General features: G+C 40.5%; 21 protein-coding genes and 1 tRNA gene. 11 read left to right on the top strand and 11 right to left on the bottom strand.

The window, feature by feature from the left end; genetic code table 11:
* Positions 1–49: 49 nt before the first annotated feature.
* The gene (locus tag J1N51_RS02195; protein WP_208832372.1) at positions 50–1,429 is read right to left on the bottom strand and encodes an MATE family efflux transporter; all 1,380 of its coding nucleotides are present in this window, start codon (positions 1,427–1,429) and stop codon (positions 50–52) included.
* Between the two features lie 276 nt (positions 1,430–1,705).
* Between J1N51_RS02195 and J1N51_RS02190 the strand changes: the two genes are divergently transcribed.
* Positions 1,706–2,197, top strand: a complete 492-nt coding sequence (locus J1N51_RS02190) for a low molecular weight protein-tyrosine-phosphatase (RefSeq protein WP_208832371.1) — start codon at positions 1,706–1,708, stop codon at positions 2,195–2,197.
* Positions 2,198–3,544, top strand: coding sequence for a class II 3-deoxy-7-phosphoheptulonate synthase (locus J1N51_RS02185; protein WP_208832370.1), 1,347 nt, complete (start codon positions 2,198–2,200; stop codon positions 3,542–3,544).
* A gap of 79 nt (positions 3,545–3,623) precedes the next feature.
* On the opposite strand, the gene ppsR is transcribed toward J1N51_RS02185, so the two are convergent.
* On the bottom strand, positions 3,624–4,436 hold the full coding sequence (gene ppsR, locus J1N51_RS02180) for a posphoenolpyruvate synthetase regulatory kinase/phosphorylase PpsR (protein ID WP_208832369.1): 813 nt from the start codon (positions 4,434–4,436) through the stop codon (positions 3,624–3,626).
* 176 nt (positions 4,437–4,612) lie between these two features.
* Here ppsR and ppsA point away from each other — a divergent pair, with 176 nt between their 5' ends.
* The gene (gene ppsA / locus J1N51_RS02175) at positions 4,613–6,994 is read left to right on the top strand and encodes a phosphoenolpyruvate synthase (protein WP_208833287.1); all 2,382 of its coding nucleotides are present in this window, start codon (positions 4,613–4,615) and stop codon (positions 6,992–6,994) included.
* 49 nt (positions 6,995–7,043) lie between these two features.
* On the opposite strand, the gene J1N51_RS02170 is transcribed toward ppsA, so the two are convergent.
* Positions 7,044–7,400, bottom strand: coding sequence for a YchJ family protein (locus tag J1N51_RS02170; protein WP_208832368.1), 357 nt, complete (start codon positions 7,398–7,400; stop codon positions 7,044–7,046).
* A 116-nt stretch (positions 7,401–7,516) separates the two neighbouring features.
* Positions 7,517–7,918 carry a hypothetical protein gene (locus J1N51_RS02165; RefSeq protein WP_208832367.1) on the bottom strand — a complete coding sequence of 134 codons (402 nt, stop codon included), beginning with the start codon at positions 7,916–7,918 and terminating at the stop codon, positions 7,517–7,519.
* Between the two features lie 79 nt (positions 7,919–7,997).
* Here J1N51_RS02165 and J1N51_RS02160 point away from each other — a divergent pair, with 79 nt between their 5' ends.
* The gene (locus J1N51_RS02160; protein ID WP_208832366.1) at positions 7,998–10,535 is read left to right on the top strand and encodes an EAL domain-containing protein; all 2,538 of its coding nucleotides are present in this window, start codon (positions 7,998–8,000) and stop codon (positions 10,533–10,535) included.
* Here J1N51_RS02160 and J1N51_RS02155 read toward each other — a convergent pair.
* From J1N51_RS02155 to J1N51_RS02140, 4 genes are all read right to left on the bottom strand, one after another.
* Positions 10,494–10,982 (bottom strand): DUF6436 domain-containing protein, encoded by a 489-nt coding sequence (locus J1N51_RS02155; protein WP_208832365.1) that lies wholly within the window; start codon positions 10,980–10,982, stop codon positions 10,494–10,496. The genes J1N51_RS02160 and J1N51_RS02155 overlap by 42 nt on opposite strands.
* Positions 10,983–12,464: a methyl-accepting chemotaxis protein gene (locus J1N51_RS02150; RefSeq protein ID WP_208832364.1), complete on the bottom strand. Its 1,482-nt coding sequence runs from the start codon at positions 12,462–12,464 to the stop codon at positions 10,983–10,985.
* A gap of 5 nt (positions 12,465–12,469) precedes the next feature.
* The gene (locus J1N51_RS02145) at positions 12,470–13,216 is read right to left on the bottom strand and encodes a substrate-binding periplasmic protein (protein ID WP_208832363.1); all 747 of its coding nucleotides are present in this window, start codon (positions 13,214–13,216) and stop codon (positions 12,470–12,472) included.
* Between the two features lie 295 nt (positions 13,217–13,511).
* A tRNA-Val gene (locus J1N51_RS02140) sits at positions 13,512–13,588 on the bottom strand.
* 215 nt (positions 13,589–13,803) lie between these two features.
* On the opposite strand from J1N51_RS02140, the gene J1N51_RS02135 reads away from it, so the two are divergent.
* Entirely contained in the window at positions 13,804–14,445 is a 642-nt protein-coding gene (locus J1N51_RS02135; RefSeq protein ID WP_208832362.1) for a riboflavin synthase subunit alpha, read from the top strand.
* Positions 14,446–14,477: 32 nt separating this feature from the next.
* Here the strand turns inward: J1N51_RS02135 and J1N51_RS02130 are convergent, their stop codons facing one another.
* Both J1N51_RS02130 and J1N51_RS02125 read right to left on the bottom strand, forming a co-directional pair.
* Entirely contained in the window at positions 14,478–14,678 is a 201-nt protein-coding gene (locus J1N51_RS02130; RefSeq protein ID WP_208832361.1) for a CPXCG motif-containing cysteine-rich protein, read from the bottom strand.
* Positions 14,679–14,695: 17 nt separating this feature from the next.
* Complete coding sequence (locus tag J1N51_RS02125; RefSeq protein ID WP_208832360.1) at positions 14,696–15,454, bottom strand: pteridine reductase; 759 nt, start codon at positions 15,452–15,454, stop codon at positions 14,696–14,698.
* A gap of 297 nt (positions 15,455–15,751) precedes the next feature.
* Between J1N51_RS02125 and thrS the strand changes: the two genes are divergently transcribed.
* The 4 genes from thrS to rplT all read left to right on the top strand — a co-directional run bounded on the left by thrS (position 15,752) and on the right by rplT (position 18,966).
* A complete protein-coding gene (thrS, locus tag J1N51_RS02120; protein ID WP_208832359.1) occupies positions 15,752–17,662 on the top strand; it encodes a threonine--tRNA ligase in 1,911 nt (636 codons plus the stop codon).
* Between the two features lie 63 nt (positions 17,663–17,725).
* Positions 17,726–18,286, top strand: a complete 561-nt coding sequence (gene infC, locus J1N51_RS02115) for a translation initiation factor IF-3 (protein WP_208832358.1) — start codon at positions 17,726–17,728, stop codon at positions 18,284–18,286.
* 106 nt (positions 18,287–18,392) lie between these two features.
* Positions 18,393–18,590, top strand: coding sequence for a 50S ribosomal protein L35 (rpmI, locus tag J1N51_RS02110; RefSeq protein WP_208832357.1), 198 nt, complete (start codon positions 18,393–18,395; stop codon positions 18,588–18,590).
* A 16-nt stretch (positions 18,591–18,606) separates the two neighbouring features.
* A complete protein-coding gene (gene rplT / locus J1N51_RS02105; RefSeq protein WP_208832356.1) occupies positions 18,607–18,966 on the top strand; it encodes a 50S ribosomal protein L20 in 360 nt (119 codons plus the stop codon).
* A gap of 58 nt (positions 18,967–19,024) precedes the next feature.
* On the opposite strand, the gene J1N51_RS02100 is transcribed toward rplT, so the two are convergent.
* Positions 19,025–19,855 (bottom strand): MaoC/PaaZ C-terminal domain-containing protein, encoded by an 831-nt coding sequence (locus J1N51_RS02100; RefSeq protein WP_208832355.1) that lies wholly within the window; start codon positions 19,853–19,855, stop codon positions 19,025–19,027.
* A 43-nt stretch (positions 19,856–19,898) separates the two neighbouring features.
* Here J1N51_RS02100 and J1N51_RS02095 point away from each other — a divergent pair, with 43 nt between their 5' ends.
* Both J1N51_RS02095 and J1N51_RS02090 read left to right on the top strand, forming a co-directional pair.
* Entirely contained in the window at positions 19,899–20,687 is a 789-nt protein-coding gene (locus J1N51_RS02095) for a substrate-binding periplasmic protein (protein ID WP_208832354.1), read from the top strand.
* Positions 20,677–21,306, top strand: a complete 630-nt coding sequence (locus J1N51_RS02090; protein ID WP_208832353.1) for an MBL fold metallo-hydrolase — start codon at positions 20,677–20,679, stop codon at positions 21,304–21,306. Before J1N51_RS02095 ends, J1N51_RS02090 begins: the two co-directional genes overlap by 11 nt.
* Positions 21,307–21,312: the final 6 nt, after the last annotated feature.

Here is a 21,312-nt window from a genome sequence, read left to right as displayed (position 1 = left end):
CTTTTTTGTACGAATCATTTTTTGTACAAATCAAACGAGGAATAAACACTTAGTCAAATAACTGCTCTGGCTTTTTCATCGTAAAGCCTAGCTTTATAAAAAACATGATAGACGCAGCCGTTAAACCAAAAACGATACCCCACCAAAAGCCCGCAGCGCCCATCGCTGGTACTATCACATCAGTGCGGCCTAAGAGGTAACCTAACGTAAAACCAATTGGCCAATACGCAATAAACGTGATGTAAAGCAGTGGTTTGGTAATTTTTAAACCTTTGAAGATACCGGCGCACATAACTTGTATGGCATCGGGTAGTTGATAGACGGCAGTGATTATCAAAATACTTGAGGCGAGTGCGATTACTTCTGGCTCATTGGTATACATGGCAATAATTGCATCTCTAAATAAGAAGGTAAGAGTCATTACAAACGTACCGAACGCGGTCGCCATAACAAAACAAGTTCTGATAGCTTGTTTGAGTTTATCTAAGTCACCAAAGCCTTTGAGGTAACCTATACGAATTGTTGCGGCCATAGAAAGGCTCAACGGCATCATAAATACCACACTACTGTAACTAAACGCGACCTGGTGACCAGCTACCGAAACCGAACCAAGAGGGGCAATCGCCAAAGCAGAAAAAGCAAATAGGGTAGTCTCAAACACTAAAGATATTGCGATTGGAACTCCGATTTTTGTTAACGCTTTAATTTTGCTTAAATCTGGCTTTTCAAAATAACTAAAAATGTTGTAGGAGCTGAGCTTTTTAGAAAATTTGAGGTAGGCCAACATCACCACAAAACTAACCCATTGCACAATTGCTGTAGCAAGACCACAACCGGCACCACCGAGTTCTGGCATACCAAATTTACCATAGACGAACACGTAGTTAAGTGGAATATTGATGATTAAGCCGATAACTCCTGTAATTAGGGCCGGAGTTGTAAGTCCCATACCTTCACAAAAGCTCCGCATAACAAAAAACATACAGGTTGGAATAATGCTCCAAATCGCAAACTGCAGATAACCGTAGGACTTTTCATATAGTTCAGGCTCTAAGTCCAGGTTTTGCAGTGGTACATCGGCAAACTGATACAACACAAGGACAAAGGCAGAAACAAGTAACGATAGATAAAAACCTTGATAAAGGGTCGATGTGACAGTTTTGTGATCTGAACTACCTTTACCTAAGAGTTGCGCAACTACAGGAGTGACCGCTATCAACAAGCCTTGCACTGAAAACACTACAGGTCCCCAAAGGCTGGTTGCTACAGACACTGAGGCCATATCTACGTGACTTAATTGGCCTGCCATAACCGTATCGGTAAATAGCATTAGGGCTGTAATGACCTGAGTAATGAGCAAAGGTAAGGCAAGTTTTAACAAATGCCTGATTTCATTAACGTCAAAAAATTTAGGCTTGGATTGGATCATAATAAGACTTGATATAAATGAATGCGCGCATTATCCCTGAGAGACAGTCTTTATACTAGCCTATAGGGTTGGTTTTCGGGGTTTTAATCCTTAAAAACAGCCAGTTTAACGAAAAGTTAGTATATAGACTCTATTTTTATAAAAAGGAGGTTTAAATCTTCATTGGGATATGGCTTAATGTTTTCATCGGAGCATGTCGTTCAGCGTCTTATTTTCTCTTAATTTCTGAACCCATGTGACTACTTAGTTTTAACTTCTAATCAAGGTAATCAGTACGTGTCATCATATTCAGATACAGCTTCAGTTTTGTTTGTTTGCTTGGGCAATATTTGTCGCTCGCCATCCGCCCATGCGGTGTTTCGAGCAAAAGTAAAACAACACAACCTAGCTGTTGAAGTTGATAGTGCCGGAACTGCAGCGTACCACGTAGGTTCAAAGCCAGATCAGCGCTCTCAACAAGCTGGAGAAGCAAGAGGATATGATTTTAAAGGGTTAACCGCACGTAAAGTATCAGAACACGACTTCGAACAATTTGATCTGATTTTGGCAATGGACAAAAGTAACTACAGTGACTTGATGAACCGTTGTCCAGAGCAGTATCAACACAAAGTTAAGCTTATGATGGATTTTGCCCAACATCATTTGGATCAAGACGAAGTGCCTGATCCTTATTATGGTGGTGCAGCTGGTTTCGAATATGTGTTGGATCTCATCGAGGATGCCAGTGAAGGCATCATTATGAATATACAAAAAGAAAAGGTGAACTAAGTGACAATATGGACTCCGGATAGTTGGAGAAAGCTGCCGATAAAACAGCAACCAACGTACAAAAACAAAGAATTATTAACCAGTGTGGAAGAGCAAATTCATTCGTTTCCACCGCTCGTTTTTGCCGAAGAAACCAGAGAGCTCTATCGTCAATTAGGTGAAGTATCTCAAGGGCGAGGCTTTTTATTACAAGGCGGCGATTGCGCCGAATCCTTTGCTGATTTTAATGCAGCAAACATTCGCGATACCTTCAAAGTTATGTTGCAGATGGCCGTAGTACTAACGTTTGGTGGTAAGGTCCCTGTTACAAAGATTGCCCGTGTTGCTGGTCAATATGCAAAACCGCGTTCGGCTGACTTTGAAGAGGTAGACGGTGTAAAATTACCAAGTTATCGCGGTGATATCGTCAATAGCTTTGAGCCAAATGAAGCTGCTCGTGAGCCGGATCCAGAGCGTTTAATTACCGCGTATCATCACTCGGCTTCGACTCTCAACTTGTTGCGAGCATTTGCTCAGGGTGGTCTAGCGGATTTACATCAAGTGAATCGTTGGAACATGAGCTTTGTCGAATCAAATCCAAACCGAGATCGCTATCAGGCGTTAGCTGACCAGCTAAAAGAAACTCTAGACTTCATGGAAGTGATTGGTTTGACGTCTGAAACAACGCCAATGATTAAAGAGACTCAACTCTTTACGTCTCACGAAGCATTACTGTTAAATTACGAACAAGCGCTTACCCGTAAGGACCACTTAACTGACAAATGGTATGACTGTTCTGCACACATGGTTTGGATCGGTGAAAGAACTCGTCAATTAGACCACGCTCATATTGAATTTTTCAAAGGTATTAACAACCCAATTGGAGTTAAAGTCGGTCCTGGTATGGACCCAGACGAGTTGATTCAATTAATTGATGCTCTAAACCCAAATAACGTTCCGGGACGTTTGACGCTAATTACGCGAATGGGTGCTGACGTCTTGGCCGATAAATTACCAGCGCTAGTTAAACGCGTTAAACAAGAAGGTCGTCATGTAGTTTGGTCTTCTGATCCAATGCACGGTAATACCATCAAGGCGAGCAATGGGTATAAGACTCGTAACTTTGATTCTGTGTTACGTGAAATTCAGCAGTTCTTTGCTGTTCATAAGTCTGAAGGGACTTGGGCCGGCGGTGTACATTTTGAAATGACGGGTCAGCATGTCACTGAGTGCACAGGTGGTGCGTATGGCTTGAGTGAGGAAGACTTATCACGCCGTTATAAAACTCAATGTGACCCACGTCTAAATGCTGATCAGGTATTAGAACTTGCATTTTTGATAACTGATGCACTAAAAGACGCACGTTAAAAGAGTAAGTCAAAAACGCAAAACACCGAGTTAACACTCGGTGTTTTTGTTTGTACCTTCTGCCTTTTCGGGTAATAACTCAGTGGTTGTAGCGCTCAAGTTTCATTTGAGAAATGATTTTTGCTGAAATTTCCTCAACTGAAAAGTGAGTTGTATTTATAAATGGAATTTTGTTCGACTTGTACATGCGTTCTACTTCGCGTAACTCCATGCGACATTGACGAATTGAGGCATATTTACTGTTGGCGTATCTTTCGTGACGGATAGCTGCTAGTCGTGCAGGCTCAATAGTTAAGCCAAATATCTTTTTTTTATTTTTCTTAAGCGCTTCTGGTAAAACCAGGTTTTCCATATCTTCTTCGATGAAAGGGTAATTCGCTGCCTTAATGCCATATTGAAGCGCTAGGTAAATACTCGTTGGCGTTTTCCCTGAACGCGAGACTCCAACTAATATGACATCAGCATTGTCGTAGTTTTCCATCGTCTGGCCATCGTCGTTAGCCAAAGCAAAGTTCATCGCGTCGATGCGCGCATCATATTTATGCTCTTTGATTGAGTGGGTCCTGTGCTTAACAGGATTTGCGGTAATATTTAATTGTTCACTTATTTTGTTGGTAAATGGCTTTAATACATCAAAACAAATGGAATTTGAGTCACAAATCGTACTGGCAAGTGATTGGTCTACAAAAGTATGAAACACAAAAGGGCGGTGACCTGTTGTTTTATAACGTCTATTTATTTGTCGTTGTAGTTGTAAGGCTTTATCTTCACTTTCAATAAAAGGCACGGTTATATGTTCGATATCAAAATCATACTGAGATAAAGTGGCGTGGCCAATGGTTTCTGCTGTAATAGCTGTACCATCTGATATGTAAAATGCCGTTCTAGTCATATAAGTCCCTTGTAGTAATAAATTTTCAGCAACAATTAAATTTTACGTTGAAGTTTTGCTGGTATAGAATGCGCTGAGTTTGTAAGTCTTTTTGTAATATTACAAATTGTATAACAAAAGGGTTTTCAGTCGCTAATTAAATCTCAAACTTATTAAATATTTGTGGAGTAGTCATGGTGCAACAATATGTACTTTGGTATCAAGAATTAGGAATGAACGACGTCAACCAAGTTGGCGGTAAAAATGCATCATTGGGAGAGATGATCAGTAACCTCTCTAATGCTGGTGTCAAAGTGCCAGGCGGGTTTGCAACGACCTCTTATGCGTTTAATGAGTTTTTAGAGCAAAGTGGCCTAGAAGCAAAAATTCATAACGTTTTAGAAACGTTAGACGTAGAAGATGTTAATGAGTTAGCTAAAGTCGGTGAACAAATCCGTACATGGATCATTGATACTCCGTTTCAGCCGGCACTGGAAGACGCGATTGCTGAAGCATATAAGCAACTTGCAGGTGAACTTGGCGATGCAGCCTCTTTTGCGGTTCGTTCATCGGCGACAGCAGAAGATATGCCAGATGCATCTTTTGCTGGCCAGCAAGAAACATTCTTGAATGTTAAGGGCCTAGATGCAATTAAGGTTGCAGTTAAGCATGTATTTGCTTCTTTATTTAATGACCGTGCTATCTCTTACCGCGTTCACCAAGGGTATGACCACAAAGGTGTCGCACTGTCTGCCGGTATCCAGCGCATGGTTCGTTCAGACTTATCATCATCAGGTGTTATGTTCTCGATTGATACTGAATCTGGTTTCGAAGATGTTGTATTCGTAACGTCGGCGTTTGGCCTGGGTGAGATGGTTGTGCAGGGTGCTGTCAATCCAGATGAGTTTTATGTGCACAAACCAACTTTAGAAAAAGGTTTACCAGCGGTTGTCCGTAAAACCATGGGCAGCAAAGCCGTGCAAATGATTTACGCAGACACACAAGAACATGGCAAACAAGTAAAAATTGAAGATGTCGATGTTGCTAAAGCGAATGAATTTTCTTTGACAGACGAAGAAGTAATGGCGCTAGCAAAACAAGCGGTGATCATTGAGAAACACTACGGTCGTCCAATGGATATTGAATGGGCGAAGGACGGTTTGGATAACGAGCTTTACATCGTTCAAGCACGCCCAGAAACCGTGCGCAGTAACGAAGAAGCAAATGTGATTGAAACATTCCAACTAGAACGCAGAGGAACCGTTAAGTGTTCTGGCCGAGCGATTGGTCATAAAGTTGGTTCAGGTACTGCAAAGGTACTTGCATCAATCGCAGAAATGGATCAAATCCAACCTGGCGATGTATTAGTTACAGACATGACGGACCCAGATTGGGAACCGATCATGAAACGTGCTTCAGCCATCGTAACTAACCGTGGTGGCCGTACCTGTCACGCAGCAATCATCGCTCGTGAGTTAGGTATTCCAGCCGTTGTCGGTTGTGGTGATGCTACTGACAAAATTGTGACTGGCGATGAAGTTACCGTTTCTTGTGCGGAAGGTGACACAGGTTATATTTATGGCGAAGTTTTACCATTTGAAGTTGTGACCTCAAAAGTAGATGAAATGCCTGAATTACCCGTTAAGGTAATGATGAACGTGGGTAACCCAGATCGCGCGTTCGACTTTGCTCGCTTACCAAATGCTGGAATCGGTCTAGCTCGATTAGAATTTATCATCAACCGTATGATTGGTGTACATCCTAAAGCACTTTTAAATTATGACGTGCAGCCTGCAGACGTTAAAGACGAAATCGATGAATTGAGTGCGGGTTATGAGTCGCCAGTTGAGTTTTATATCAATAAACTCAAAGAAGGTATTGCAACGCTTGCAGCTGCGTTTTATCCGCAAAAAGTGATCGTACGTATGTCAGACTTTAAGTCGAACGAGTACGCAAACTTAGTCGGTGGTGAGCAGTACGAACCAGATGAAGAAAACCCAATGATTGGTTATCGTGGTGCGTCTCGTTATATTTCCGAGAGCTTCCGCGATTGTTTTGCCTTAGAGTGTGAAGCACTAAAACGCGTTCGCAATGAAATGGGCTTAACAAATGTTGAAGTTATGATTCCATTTATCCGTACGGTTGACGAAGCTCGTCAGGTAAGCGAATTATTAACCGAGCACGGCTTAGAACGTGGTAAAGACGGTTTGCGTATTATTATGATGTGTGAACTTCCGTCGAATGCACTTCTTGCTGACCAGTTCTTAGAGTATTTTGATGGTTTCTCTATCGGATCAAATGACCTTACTCAATTAACATTAGGTCTAGACCGCGACTCTGGTCTAATTGCCCATTTATTTGATGAGCGAAACGAAGCAGTTAAAGCATTGTTATCTATGGCGATCCGAGCTGCGAAGAAGGCGGGTAAATATGTCGGTATCTGTGGTCAGGGCCCATCAGACCATGAAGACTTTGCTAACTGGCTTGTTGAGGAAGGTATAGATTCAGTGTCACTTAACCCAGATACTGTTCTTGAAACCTGGTTATACCTAGCAGAGCAAAAAGAAAAACGCGGTTAAACACACTGCGCACTCTAAGAGATAAAAGTCAGACCTATGTCTGGCTTTTTTATTTCATATGACACTTTTTAAATTTTTTGTCGGACCCGCAAGGGCATATATCATTTCTTTTGATGTTTACATCAACTGTCGGGTGTAACGTACCTGTATCGTACTTCCAATTGTCGTCTTCTTTGATGAATTTTGACGTTTCATGGATGATCCCAAATAAACTATCCACTAGATACTTTGCCTTAAATTCGACAGAGTCTTCGTTGTGATCAATTAATTCCAATCCAATAAACTGAGTGCTGTCACAGGACTCTTGAAGTTCCTGTACTGTTAACATTTGTCGTAGCGCTTTAGAGGTTGTTTCAAATAAATAGTCTGCTTCTCCTGTCGCAAAGGCTACATACCTAGACCGCATGAGTTCAACCGGGCTCACTGCTTTACGTTGTTTATTTATTAACGCTTGGCAAATACAGTCGTTTTTTAAGAGATTAAGGTCACACACACAATTCATAACGTTTATTTACGGCTTTATTAATGTGCGAGCAGTTTACTATTAAAGGTTTCGAAGTGCACTTCTTGCTGGCGTGCCAAGTCAAATAGAAATTCGAGCTGATCAATCGGTAACATATCTTTAGCTAGGTACAATCCAGCGCAGTTTTTTCCGAGTAAAGCCTGCTGGCAGGTTAACAATGCGTCACTTGTGTACTTTTTGGGGAAAACAATAATGCGATTTACATCAACTCCGTATTCGAGACAAAGCTCCTTAGTTATTTGGCCTTCCGGTGCAATTACAAAAAACCAGCCCTCTGCCTCACAATTCAAAGATATTGAATCTAAGACACTTTGCGAATGTTTTTTGGTTGATATAGCGCTATAGTTATCAAGCACTTGAGCGTAATCAAAAGTTAGTTGAGAGTGCGTTTGTTTTTTCATTTTCGTTATACTGGTTATTTATACAGTGTTGGTAATTTAGTTTGTTTTTTATTCGAAAGCAAGCGGTTTGGAGAATATTTTGTTTTTTTCGCGAGCAACTATTTTTGCTGGATTAGTCATCGTTCCTTTGGTTTTGTTTATTGCTTCGAGCGTGAGCTCCTTTTCTGTGTTGGATTCACTCGCAGTGCAAGAAAACCATCTTACGACGGAAGTAACTCATAATGCTTACAGTGATAAAGATGGTTTAAATGCGGAGCGTATGTTTGAGAGAACCCGGCGCTTTGATTTGACGCCAGTTGATAAAACAAAATTAGGATTCAGTGAATCAGGCTTTTGGCACGTTGTTACCGTCAAAAATCTTACAAACAGTAGAGTCAGGTATCGGATCGTACTAGATAACCCGACAATTGATTATATTCGGGTTTATGAAGTTTATGATGATGACGTCAAACATGTTACATCTCTAGGTGATCAACAGCCTGGGATAAGTCGAGCCCAGTTAGCGGCTCCAGTTCATTTGTTAGAAATCAATAAAACAAGTAGCCAAACTGTTCTCTTTTATACCAAAACCACTGGTTCTTATTTCCTACCGATTAAAGTGTTTGAAGAATCAAGTTTTATACGCTACCAAAACGCAGTTTCGATGATTTGGGGCGCTTTTATTGGCGTTGTATTATTAATGACGGTTTATAATCTAATTTTATATGTTGGCGGTAAAGAGCGCCTTTATATTTTATATGTCGGTTATATCCTCTCATTTTTGATTGAGCTAGGTGTCGTGCATGGGTATAACTTTTATATTCTTCCTGAAGCCACAGCCAGAGTCGCATCACAAAACATAATCGTTTTAAACTACCTTATTTGCTACTTCACCATTCGATTTGCGATGGAGTTTTTTAAGATCGAAAAAACAATAAATTATCGTTCTTATCGGGTCAGCAGAGTTCTTCAAGTCCTAGTGTTACTAGGTGGTTTAATTTCAATTTTCATAAAAGAAATGTACGCAGCGCCGCTGTTCTTTGTGATTCAAATAATAATGTATGTTTTCGTGGTTTCGGTCATTGTTAAAAAATGGCGAGAAGGCATCAAGTGGGCAAAATATTACGTAATTTCTTGGTGTCCGTTGTTAGTTGGCGCAGGTATTGGCTCATTGTTGTTTATGGGGGTTGTAGAATATAACTTTTGGACAAGGCACGCGTTATTATTGAGTGTTATGTTTGAGATGGCTTTCATTAGTATGGCTTTAGCTGAACGGTTGAGAATTAGCGAAGCCGACCGGCTTTATCAAGCATCTCACGATCCAGTTTTTGGGTTTCCCAACATTAGTTTAATGAGAAACAAAGTAAGTTCCTTAGCGATGGAGGGGCGATATAACGACTTTTCAGTTATTTCAGTAGCAGTTCAAAAATATGAATCAATTTCACCATACTTAGAAACGGATGAACTCAAGTTATTAATGCATGAAGTAGCAACGGATATAGAGCGGAAGTTAGCATCTGAATTAATGCTAATCAATTTAGAATCTGATGCTAGAGCAAATTCAACCGCGATGATTAGAGAGGGTGTGTTTGCTTTTATCGTTACAAGTAATGATCGTGTACTACTAGAAAAAGTACTTAATGAACTCGCGAGTGATCAACCCAAAACTTATCAGCTTAAGTCTGCAAGCCTTCGACTAAATTGCACGATTGGTGCGGCATCGTTGAGTGATTGCGAAAAGGGCGTGGAAGAAATTGTTAACCGCTCATTACAAGGTATTGAAATTGCGAACCAAAATAAGAGCAATATCTGGTGGTTCAAAACACGGAGTAACGACGTTGTAGGTAGTAAACTAAAAATTGCGACCGCACTAAAAAATGCATTATTAGCCGATGAGTTAAAATTAGTCTATCAGCCGCAGGTAAGCTTAGTTGATAACAAAGTAATTGGCTTGGAAGTGTTACTAAGATGGGATAATAATCTAGGACTAGGTTCTACAGACGAATTCATCGCTGTGGCGGAAGATACTGGTTTAATAGAGAAGGTTTCTGAGTGGGTGTTCGAAAAAGCATGTCTCGATTTGATCAGGTTGCGTGAACAATGCTCCTTTAAAGGTGTCTTGAGTATTAATGTTTCAATTTACGATATCAATTCTGGTACATTTTTATCATATCTAATCCAAACACTTGATAAACACCAACTCAAAGCAAATGACTTTATTTTGGAAGTTACAGAAAATGTGGGGTACGAATACAACTCTAAGTTTTTACAACGATTGAAAGAGTTTAGAGAATTTGGCTTTAGGATCGCAATCGACAATTTTGGAAAAGGACGTTCTTCTCTTACATATTTAAGCCGAATGCCGTTTAGCCAGCTTAAGATAGATGGTTCTATTATTTCTGAATGTTTAAATGATAAAACGTCGCAAGAGATTCTTAAAGCATCAGTTAATATTGCCCATAGTCTTAAATACAAAGCGATAGCCCAAAATGTTGAATCAGAAGAGGTTTTAATCTTTCTTAAAGAAATTGGCTGCGATATAGGCCAAGGATTATATATAAATAAGCCAATGACCATTGAGGAAGCCAAAGAGAGTTTAAGCTCCAGTATTACAATAACAACCAAAACCGTCGGTTAGAATTTGTGGTTTTGTTGTAGGAGTCGTCAAATATGGTTCAATCAACCCTTCGCCAGGTAAACAAGAAGGGCCGGTTGAGTAGGGACCAAAATACTGTAGTTGGTTGTTGTTTATTGCCAAAACTGCCGGTGTACTGGGAATTCTAGATTTCCACTTTGGGTGCTCGTTGATATCAATGTACACATTTGTAAATTGCTGTTTTTGTGCCAAAGCTTTTACTGAATTGATGTGGGGCTCTGCTACCAAGTTGCAACGGCACTCTTGATCAAAAAAGTGAAGTAAAATAGGCTTGTTTACCGGGTGATTACTTTTGACTAGATCAACCAGTTCTTTACTTTCTATCACCGTATTATTGGGTGAAAAGTGGCTCAGTTGTCCGCTACCGCTATACCATAATAGTGCCACGAGCACGGACAACCAAACGATTATTGCTACAATTAACTTCATTTAAACAATAAACTTCGCAAGTTCCTTATCCAGTGAATTGATGCTTTTATTCATTTTACTGACACTATGGTGTGCATCTTTTACGTGTTGTGCCAAGGATTCAGCCGTGTCGTTTAGAGTGAGAGTAGACTGAGTAATGTTCTCAGAAACCAGCGATTGTTGTTCGGCAGCTGTTGCAACGGACGCAATATTTTCTGATACCGCACTTATATCTTCTAACACCTTATCTATAACAAGTACAGCTTGTACAGAGGCTTCTGTTGCTTCTGTCGCGTTTTGTAAACACGTTTGCATCTGAGAAACAGACTTTGTTACGTCGCTTATGAGGGATGTTGTGATGTCACTAATTTCTTCCGCATTTTTACCTGTATGCATCGCCAACTGGCGAACCTCATCAGCTACGACGGCGAATCCTCTGCCATGATCGCCAGCTCGTGCAGACTCAATTGCGGCATTGAGAGCGAGTAAGTTTGTTTGTTCAGAAATTGATTTAATCGAAGCCATTGCTGCTTCAATAGAGCTACATTTTTCTGCCAGTTGATCGATGGTAGTTGACGTGTCCGTCAGATCGTTCTTTAAATTAGTAATACTGTCATTGGAAGAGACTATGATTTGTTTTGCTTCACTTGTTTTATCCGTTGCCGTTTCTGCGAGCATATTCACATTGTTAGAACGATCAGCGATGTCAACATTAGCGGTTGTCATTTGATGCGTAGCTTCCGTTATTAACTCTATTTGAACATTGTTCTCTGAGGTAGCGTCGTTAATCTTATAGGTAACTTCATCTACTTGTTTAGACATCGTCAATATGTCTTTTGATAGGTTTTTAGAGTGATTGGTTAAGTCCGCAAAGGATGCAATCAGACGATTGAATTCTTCCATTGTTTTGTTCTTTTCATCAAGTTCAATTCGCAGATCAACTTGTTCTTCATTTTTAAGTATTTCGTGAATTTTTGATTGTACCGTCTCAGCGGTTCGAGCCTCATCAAAGGCTGTTGCCGATATGTAAGCCAATACGGCACCTTCTGCAACCGCAAAGAACGCATGTATTAGCAAGATATATAACATCACGTGGCCTTCTTCAAAGATAAAGAAGGGCTGACCATTTGCTTGAAGTAAGAAAAACAACACATGATGAACTGCAATCACAACAACACTTGTAACTACAACACGCCAATCTTTGTACATAGTCAAAAAGGCTAAAACGCTAAAGATCTCGAAGTGGATTTCTGTTAGCCCCTGTGTTTGCTGAATATGAAGTGCGGTTAAAATTTGTATTGCAATAGCGACGGAATGTCGTGTCATATAATGTAATGGTTGGGTTTGGATTAAGTACAGAGGCACTGCAATAGTAATTAACGAAATTACGATTGCTTCAGTCCAGGTTCCTGTAAAATAAGCTATCAGAAAAGATATTAAGGTTTGTCCGACAAGTACAAATCGAAACATTCTGTTGGCTTTATAAATCCAAAGATACTTCATGTGCGTTATTCCAATTCTCTATTGTTTAAGGTTAGCGGAGCGAAAGATGCTAATTCTTGGCGTAACAACTTTATTAACACAGGATCACTGTCTTTGTTTATAACAAGAAAAAACGTCTGTGGTATTTCGTCAAAGGTATAAATCACCTTAAATTCATCAAGCTCACAGTCGTTTTTTTTACAATAATCTTCAAGTATATAGACGTTTGTTGGGATTAAATCAAAGCGTTGCCTACGCAACATAGTTATAGTTGATTCACTCTGAACAATTTCCATAAGGTTGTTGTCAAATTCGAAACCTACTTTCAGAAGGTGGTCCGTTATTGCATCGTTTTTCTTTACCCCAAGGTTGTATTGCATTAGGTCCGCTAAATTATCGGTAGGTTCTACGTTACTATCTGAATTTGCGATTAAAATCGTATTCACTTCTAACAGCCGACTTAACCAAACAAACTTACTTTCTCTTTCTGGGGTCCTAATAACTGAAAAGAGCAGGGTGTTGGGTCGCCTAGTTGCTAATTCATAAGCATGACTCCAAGGCAAAAGTTCTATCTTGAGTCCAGGCTCAAGATTTTGCAGGATAGGAAGCAGTCTATTTGACAATAGCCCCACAACTTTTTGTTCTTGATTGAGGTAATGAAAAGGAGCTAGATGTTCAGTGACTATGCGTAAAGGAAGCGTCTGATCAAGTGATTCAGCACGTGGGCAAAATAATGAAAATACAAACAATACCAACGCAAGACGTAGTTTCAATGACGCTGTTCCTCAATAAAATTTACTTATATTGTAATAGTCTAAAAATTACTCGTACGCAAGGCGTAGGCGGAGAGGTAGCGTAGGTACAACCGAGTGGATTCGAACCACCGGACATCGGACCGGGTCATAAGGAGCGGTGTGCTTTTTCTTGACTTGGGGGGGGGGGTTGATTCTGAATTGGAAAGTGTTGGTACAACCGAGTGGATTCGAACCACCGAACATCGGACCGGGTCATCAGGAGCGGTGTGCTTTTTCTTGACTTGGGATGTTTTGACTTTGAATTGGAAAGTGTTGGTACAACCGAGTGGATTCGAACCACCGACCCCCACCATGTCAAGGTGGTGCTCTAACCAACTGAGCTACGGTTGTATCCTGAGGACGAGACGTATCCTAATCAGGGCCGTTTTAAAAAGCAAACTTTTTTTACCACAAAATGGTTTAACTGATTCTTTATTCGACAGAAACTTAAAAAACAATCAATTCAAGTTTAAACATTCGACAAGAGATAAATGATTTACACCAAAGCCAGAAAATAAACGTATATACTGTCCACATTAATATAAAAATTCTAAATAGGAAGCAGTATGTTTACAGGTATTGTTCAAACGAAGGCAACCGTTGTAAGTATTTCTGGTGATGACTCTTTTAAAACAATTTGTCTGTCAGTCGGCCGTGAGCATTTAGAGCGACTTACCATTGGTGCGAGCATAGCAATAAATGGCTGTTGTCTGACAGTTACAAAATTCGAAACGCAAATGAATGATGTAGTAGGGCAAGTTTATTTTGATGTAATAGATGAGTCGTTACAAAAAACAAACCTTGGTAAATTGCGTCAAGGTAGTTTAGTTAATTTTGAGCGTTCGGTTACGTTTGGTACTGAGATTGGCGGCCATATTGTGTCTGGTCATATCCACGCGACTGCAAAAGTTATTAAGTCGGAATCTCATGGATCAAATTGGATAATGACCCTTGAGCTTTCACCAAAGTGGATGAAATACGTTTTACACAAAGGGTTTGTGTCTGTTAACGGTTGCAGTCTTACTGTTGGCGATGTGACTGAGTCTACATTTAATCTACATCTGATCCCAGAAACGATGAATATTACTAATTTGGGTGAATACGTCCCCGGTGATGAAATAAACATCGAAGTAGATCAACAGACATACACAACAGTGCAAACCGTTGAGCGCTATTTAAAGTCAATCAACAAAAACTTACCTGTTTAGGGTAGTTTAGTGTCGCGAGTTTTAACTTGCTTTTAATAGATCTGTTCGTCGTCGGCGTCGATGCGAACTTCGACTTTGGCATGGGCATCATCAAGGTGTAACGTAACATGAATCGCGTTACAACAAGCACTACAATCCTCATAATAGTCTTGGTCGCCATTACTTGGATCAAACTCAAAACGAACGTGATGCCCACAGTGTGGGCATTCTATAACTTTTGTAAAGGTGTCCATAAGCCTACCTCTTTAACTTAGGCTTTACTCCCACCATTTATGCTTCGGCCGCCATCCACTGCGAGTATTTGTCCTGTTATGTAACTTGATTTGCACATAAATAAAATTGCTTGCGCAATATCGTCAGGAGTTCCAAGCCTATTAAGTGCTATTTCACTTAACACCTGGTCTTTATCAGCCTCTGACAGATCGTTTTCATGCCAAAGAATTGCACCCGGTGCTATGCCATTGACTCTAATTTTAGGCGCTAATTCGCGAGAAAGCGACTTCGTTAACATCACAAGACCAGCCTTTGCCATACAATAAACAGGGTATTCTTTTAATGGTCGATCAGCATGTATATCAACCATGTTAATAACAACACCTTGGTGTTCTGCTAATGTTTCCTGTAAGCCTTGAATGAGAAAAAATGGCGCTTTTAAATTACTCGACATTAAGTCGTTCCAAATATCCTCGTTTACGTCGCCCATTTTGGTCGGATAAAAACTACTGGCGTTGTTTACCAACACGTCAATACGGCCAAACACTTCAATAGCACTTTTTGCAAGTGTTGTGACTTGATTCATGTCGTTAAGATCAGCTTGAAGCCAGCTTGCAGAATCAACTCTTTTTGCGTTCAATTCAGCGCAAAATTCTGATGCGGCATTTGTTGAGTTATTACAGTGAATTATTACCCGATAACCGTTGTCGTGCAGAGTTTGGGCGGTTCGACGTCCAATTCGTTGCGCTGCGCCTGTGACCAGTGCGACAGGAGCTATGGTGTGATGATCTGACATGTCTCTCTCTAAATTCTAATTAATCCGCTACGTTACGGTTTTTTATAGTATTTAGTTTACTAATAAAAAATACAACTTATCTTTGAACTAGCCTTTAGTAGTCTTGTACTTTTAGCAATTATAAAATACCATTCGCCTCTGATTTTATCGGCAGTGCATTAGATGTTTTTTTAATGCTGTGCTGTTCTTTTTTGATACGACATCAAATGGACAGTAACCATTTGAGTATCTTCTACTTAATTATTAGTTTGTATACGCGACGCATCGTAGGCGCCGCCACTGTACTAAGGAAATAAAATGCCAGTTATAACTCTTCCTGATGGTAGTCAAAGAGCGTTCGATAACGCTGTTTCAGTTTTAGAAGTCGCCGCAGATATCGGCCCAGGTTTAGCAAAAGCGACCATTGCCGGTGTAGTGAATGGTGAACGTGTCGATGCTTGTGAAAAAATCGCGGAAGACGCGCAGCTTCAAATCATTACTGCCAAAGACGAAGACGGCTTAGAAATTATTCGTCACTCTTGTGCTCACCTTTTAGGTCATGCGATTAAGCAGCTTTACCCTAATTGTAAAATGGCCATCGGTCCTACCATTGATAATGGCTTTTACTATGACGTTGACCTTGAAGAGCCGTTGTCACAAGACGATTTAGTTGCGCTTGAGAAGCGCATGTTAGAGCTGGCAAAAACAAATTACGATGTTGTTAAGAAAACGGTTTCTTGGCAAGAAGCTCGCGATACATTCGAAGCGCGCGGCGAAACGTACAAGATGGAGATCCTAGACGAAAACATCGATAAAGACGATCGTCCAGGCTTGTACCATCACGAAGAATACATCGACATGTGTCGTGGTCCGCACGTACCAAACATGAAGTTCTGTCATCACTTTAAACTAATGAAAGTTGCTGGTGCATACTGGCGTGGCGATTCTGACAATAAAATGTTGCAGCGTATTTACGGCACGGCATGGGCAGACAAAAAGCAATTAAAAGCTTACTTAAAGCGTCTTGAAGAAGCAGAAAAGCGTGATCACCGTAAAATCGGTAAAGCGTTAGATCTATTCCATTGGCAGGAAGAAGCACCGGGCATGGTGTTTTGGCATAACGATGGTTACTCAATTTACACTGAGCTAGAGCGTTTTGTTCGTCGTAAGTTAACTGAATACAGTTATGACGAAGTAAAAGGCCCATTGATGATGGACCGTAGCCTATGGGAAAAATCGGGTCACTGGGACAAATACGCAGAAAACATGTTCACGACAAGTTCTGAGAACCGTGAATATGCAATTAAACCTATGAACTGTCCTGGTCACGTTCAAATCTTCAACCAAGGTCTGAAATCATATCGTGATCTACCGTTGCGTATGGCTGAGTTTGGTTGTTGTCACCGTAACGAGCCATCAGGTGCGTTACACGGTTTGATGCGCGTTCGTGGTTTTACTCAGGATGATGCGCACATCTTCTGTACTGAAGAACAAATTCAGGAAGAAGTAAGCGGCTGTATTCAAATGGTATTTGATACGTATAAGACGTTTGGTTTTGAAAATGTCAGTATCAAACTTTCAACCCGTCCAGAAAAACGCGTTGGTTCAGATGAGATCTGGGACAAGGCAGAAAAAGCATTAGCTGATGCGTTAGCGGCCAATGACCTTGAATATGATTTGCAACCGGGCGAAGGTGCGTTTTACGGTCCGAAAATCGAATTCACACTCCATGACTGTTTAGGTCGTGCATGGCAGTGTGGTACGGTTCAAGTGGACTTCTCAATGCCAGGTCGTTTAGGTGCGACTTATGTTGCTGAAGATAACGAGCGTCGTACACCAGTAATGATCCACCGTGCGATTTTAGGTTCTTTAGAGCGCTTCATCGGAATCTTAATTGAAGAATATGCGGGTTGGTTGCCGACTTGGTTAGCGCCAAAACAAGTTGTAGTGATGAATATTACCGACAGCCAAGCTGAATATGTTAAAGATATTGAACAAAAACTAAAAGAAAAGGGCATTCGTGTCATTTCGGACTTGAGAAATGAGAAGATTGGCTTTAAAATTCGCGAGCACACTCTCAAACGCATCCCTTACATGTTAGTTGTAGGTGAAAAAGAGAAAGAAACGGGACAAGTTGCCGTTCGTACGCGCAAAGGTGAAGACATGGGCTCAATGCCAGTAGATGACTTTGTTGCGCTGTTTGATGAAGTGGTTAGCAACTACGGGTAATAACCGTAAAGAGATACTGAAGTGCAGTTGAATAGATAAGGCTGCACTTATTTATTAATTTTTGTGGAGGATTTTGCCATTAGAGCGCAAAACAAACGTGGCCAGAAGGCTGCTCAAAACAGGTTGAACGAAGAAATTACAGCACAAGAAGTAAGATTAGTCGGTTCAGAAGGCGAAGCGTTAGGTGTCGTTTCAATTAACGAAGCTTTAAACGTGGCCGGTGATGCAGGCATGGATCTAGTAGAAATTAGTCCAAATGCCGAGCCGCCTGTTTGTAAAGTAATGGACTACGGCAAATTCCTATACGAAAAGAGTAAAGCTCAAAAAGAGCAAAAGAAAAAGCAGAAACAGATTCAGGTTAAGGAAATTAAATTCCGTCCTGGCACAGATGAAGGCGACTACCAGGTAAAACTACGCAACCTGCGTCGCTTCATAGAAGCGGGTGACAAAGCTAAAGTTACCATCCGCTTCCGTGGTCGAGAGATGGCTCATCAAGACATCGGCATTGACCTTCTAAACCGTGTAAAAACGGACTTAGAAGATATTTCAACTGTTGAGTCTTTCCCTTCACGTGCTGAAGGTAGACAGATGATCATGGTACTCGCACCAGCAAAGAGCAAATAAGCTCTATAAACACAGTAAGTGACTAAGGCCTTCAAAGTAGGCTTTGAGAAATCAAAACTCGCCTTATCACTATTTTTTTAACATTTAACAATGCGGAGTCTAGGCAATGCCTAAAATGAAAACTCACAGCGGCGCGGCAAAGCGCTTTAAAAAGACTGCTTCAGGCGGTTACAAACGTAAACAGTCTCACTTACGTCACATTTTGACTAAGAAGAGCTCTAAGCGTAAACGTCATTTACGTAGCAAACTTATGGTTGCAGCGGTAGATAAGCCGTTAATCGATCGTATGTTAGCTGGCGCTTAATAGAGGAGACTGAACAATGGCAAGAGTTAAACGTGGTGTACAAGCTCGTAAGAGTCACAAAAAAGTACTAAAGGCAGCTAAAGGTTATTACGGTGCACGTTCACGTGTTTACCGCGTAGCATTCCAAGCTGTAACAAAAGCGGGTCAATACGCATACCGTGACCGTCGTCAAAAGAAACGTGTTTTCCGTCAATTATGGATTGCTCGTATCAACGCTGCGGCACGTCAAAACGGTTTATCTTACAGCAAGTTCATGAACGGCTTGAAAAAGGCGTCTATCGAAGTTGACCGTAAGATCCTAGCGGACATCGCTGTTCACGACCAAGCTACTTTCGCTGTTTTAGTTACTAAAGCAAACGAAGCACTAGCTGCATAATCAAATTTTTGATTTTGTATAAAAGGAAGCTCAGGCTTCCTTTTTTTGTGCCTTTTAATCAAGAAAGAGTCATTATGACGTAGCGACTTTGACCATCTAGCGAGAACAACCCAAAAGAGTCACAGTTTGGATCTTGTTTTAGTTCAACCGTGGCTGGCAAATAGCAGGGTTTGTTAAAATTCACTTCCAAAGTATCCCATTCAGGATGATTCAAAAATTCTTTGTTTGAAGAAATTTCTGTAAGCATCCAATGAACGTTGTACATACCGTGGATTAACATATGAGGTAAACCAAACTGCTTTGCTAACCAATTACTCATGTGGATTGGATTAAAATCCTTAGAGTGAAGCGCGTACTTTCTCGCGTCGCGGCTTAAAATACTTTTTGTGCTGAGGTGTAACCAGTTATTCTGTGATACGCTAGGTAGAGTAAAGCGTTTTTGTGCAGTAGATTTGTCCAACATAATATTAGTATTGGTTATTGTTAAACGCTTAAACTGAAACACTTTTGTTTCTATTGTGTACTCGATGCCTTTTCGCGTTTCGTTAGCATGGGTTATGCTTACTTCTATATCTGATGGCAGCCGCCAGTTATGCGCTCTGATTTTAGTAAAAGCTGTACTTAAATGGATCAACCCCAACAAACGGCTTGGAATATTACTTTGTACAATGGTTTGTAACAATATAGGGAAGGTCGCATTGAAGGTGAAAGACACTAAATCATCTACAGCGCAAATTTGTTCTTCAAATCCAGTTAAAGTAGAGCTAGAAGGGTAATAGTTATCTATCCTTATGGAAAATGGTTTAAACTCATCTAAGTCTGACGCCTTTCTTGTGATTGCTTTATAAACTAGGCCAAGCGCGTTGAGTTTGTTTTGCGGTAACGCCATATACATCTTCCTTTTTTCTTATTAGCGACAGGATAAAAAACATATGCGACTTGTTCAACGTATTATCTTGTTTATTTACTGTGCCTTAGTGGTGATGGCTTTTGCTCCTTCTAGCTACGGTCAAGTTAACAATCAATCCAAACCGGCTATTAAGATAGTTATTGATTATTCGCCACCATACATTATGGAGCAGAATGGAAAAATTACCGGGATCGCCACGCAAATTGTAGAAAGCGCCCTTTCTGCCAAACAAGTCTCAACAGATATAAAACAACTACCATGGACTGATGTAAAGCTCAGTGTCGATAGCGAAAAAGTGCTGTCGTTTTGGTGGCATATTAATAAGCAAAGAGAAAAAAGCTGGTTGTTTTCCAAACCCATCTACCAGGCGGAGTATGTGTTTTTAGCACGAAAGGCGGTACGTTTTTATTGGACGCGTTTTGATCAATTAAGGCCTTATAAAATTGGATTGTCACACATTCAAAGTTATGGCGAAGTGTTTGACTCCTACATTCAGTACTTAAATACAGAAAAAACGCTATCTGACTTTAGCGCGATTAAAAAGTTATTAGACGGCCAATTAGATGCAATATTGATAGAAAAGTCGATGGCTTTTTATCTAATGAATTATTTAACCGACGAGGAAAGGCAAAGACTTGAGCTTTTTGAAGAACAAGTCTTGCACAAAGAACCTTACTTTTTGGTCTGTGCAAAGTTTTTTAATAACTGCAGTTACTATATCAATCAGTTAAACGAAGGGTTAAAATTGCTAAAAAACAGTGGTCGGTATGAGGCCATTATTAGAAGTAACAGGACGCTAAATGAAAATTGAAGTATTGCCCGTCACGCCTTTTCAACAAAACTGCAGCATTATTATTTGCACCGACACAAACAAAGCCGCAATTGTCGATCCTGGTGGCGAAGTTGAGCGTATCGTTGAACGATTAAAAGCGCTAAAAGTAGAACCAGAAAAGATTTTAATCACTCACGCACACATAGATCACGCAGGTGGTACAGAGGACTTATCTAAGCAGTTGGATTTGCCAATTATCGGTCCTCATAAAGAAGATAGCTTTTGGATTGACAAACTAGCTGATCAATCTCGAATGTTTCAATTTCCTGAGGCAAAAGTCTTTGAACCAACGCAGTGGTTAAATGATAAAGACGTTGTATCCGTTGGTGATCTTGAACTAGAAGTTCGCTTTTGCCCTGGTCACACGCCGGGCCATGTTGTTTTTATTAATCACAAACACAAATGGTGTTGGGTGGGTGACGTGTTATTCAATGGCAGTATTGGTCGCACTGATTTTCCGCGCGGTGACTTTGATACTTTAATAACGTCAATTAAGAATAACTTACTTACGCTTGACGATGATTACCAGTTTTTGTCGGGCCATGGTCCAACATCTACCATAGGTAATGAACGAGCACATAACCCGTATTTACGGTAGACGCTT

The organism is Psychrosphaera ytuae (assembly GCF_017638545.1).
In the GTDB taxonomy this organism is placed as follows: Bacteria; Pseudomonadota; Gammaproteobacteria; order Enterobacterales; family Alteromonadaceae; genus Psychrosphaera; species Psychrosphaera ytuae.
Note: the sequence above shows the minus strand (reverse complement) of the source record. Positions and strands in the feature narration are given on the sequence as shown.

Bases quoted from the DNA above. Each gene is read 5' to 3' on its own strand.
- J1N51_RS02195 (WP_208832372.1), bottom strand. From the start codon at position 1,429: ATGATCCAATCCAAGCCTAAATTTTTTGACGTTAATGAAATCAGGCAT.
- ppsR (WP_208832369.1), bottom strand. From the start codon at position 4,436: ATGACTAGAACGGCATTTTACATATCAGATGGTACAGCTATTACAGCA.
- J1N51_RS02170 (WP_208832368.1), bottom strand. From the start codon at position 7,400: ATGCGGTCTAGGTATGTAGCCTTTGCGACAGGAGAAGCAGACTATTTA.
- J1N51_RS02165 (WP_208832367.1), bottom strand. From the start codon at position 7,918: ATGAAAAAACAAACGCACTCTCAACTAACTTTTGATTACGCTCAAGTG.
- J1N51_RS02155 (WP_208832365.1), bottom strand. From the start codon at position 10,982: ATGAAGTTAATTGTAGCAATAATCGTTTGGTTGTCCGTGCTCGTGGCA.
- J1N51_RS02150 (WP_208832364.1), bottom strand. From the start codon at position 12,464: ATGAAGTATCTTTGGATTTATAAAGCCAACAGAATGTTTCGATTTGTA.
- J1N51_RS02135 (WP_208832362.1), top strand. From the start codon at position 13,804: ATGTTTACAGGTATTGTTCAAACGAAGGCAACCGTTGTAAGTATTTCT.
- J1N51_RS02130 (WP_208832361.1), bottom strand. From the start codon at position 14,678: ATGGACACCTTTACAAAAGTTATAGAATGCCCACACTGTGGGCATCAC.
- J1N51_RS02125 (WP_208832360.1), bottom strand. From the start codon at position 15,454: ATGTCAGATCATCACACCATAGCTCCTGTCGCACTGGTCACAGGCGCA.
- thrS (WP_208832359.1), top strand. From the start codon at position 15,752: ATGCCAGTTATAACTCTTCCTGATGGTAGTCAAAGAGCGTTCGATAAC.
- rpmI (WP_208832357.1), top strand. From the start codon at position 18,393: ATGCCTAAAATGAAAACTCACAGCGGCGCGGCAAAGCGCTTTAAAAAG.
- rplT (WP_208832356.1), top strand. From the start codon at position 18,607: ATGGCAAGAGTTAAACGTGGTGTACAAGCTCGTAAGAGTCACAAAAAA.
- J1N51_RS02100 (WP_208832355.1), bottom strand. From the start codon at position 19,855: ATGGCGTTACCGCAAAACAAACTCAACGCGCTTGGCCTAGTTTATAAA.
- J1N51_RS02095 (WP_208832354.1), top strand. From the start codon at position 19,899: ATGCGACTTGTTCAACGTATTATCTTGTTTATTTACTGTGCCTTAGTG.
- J1N51_RS02090 (WP_208832353.1), top strand. From the start codon at position 20,677: ATGAAAATTGAAGTATTGCCCGTCACGCCTTTTCAACAAAACTGCAGC.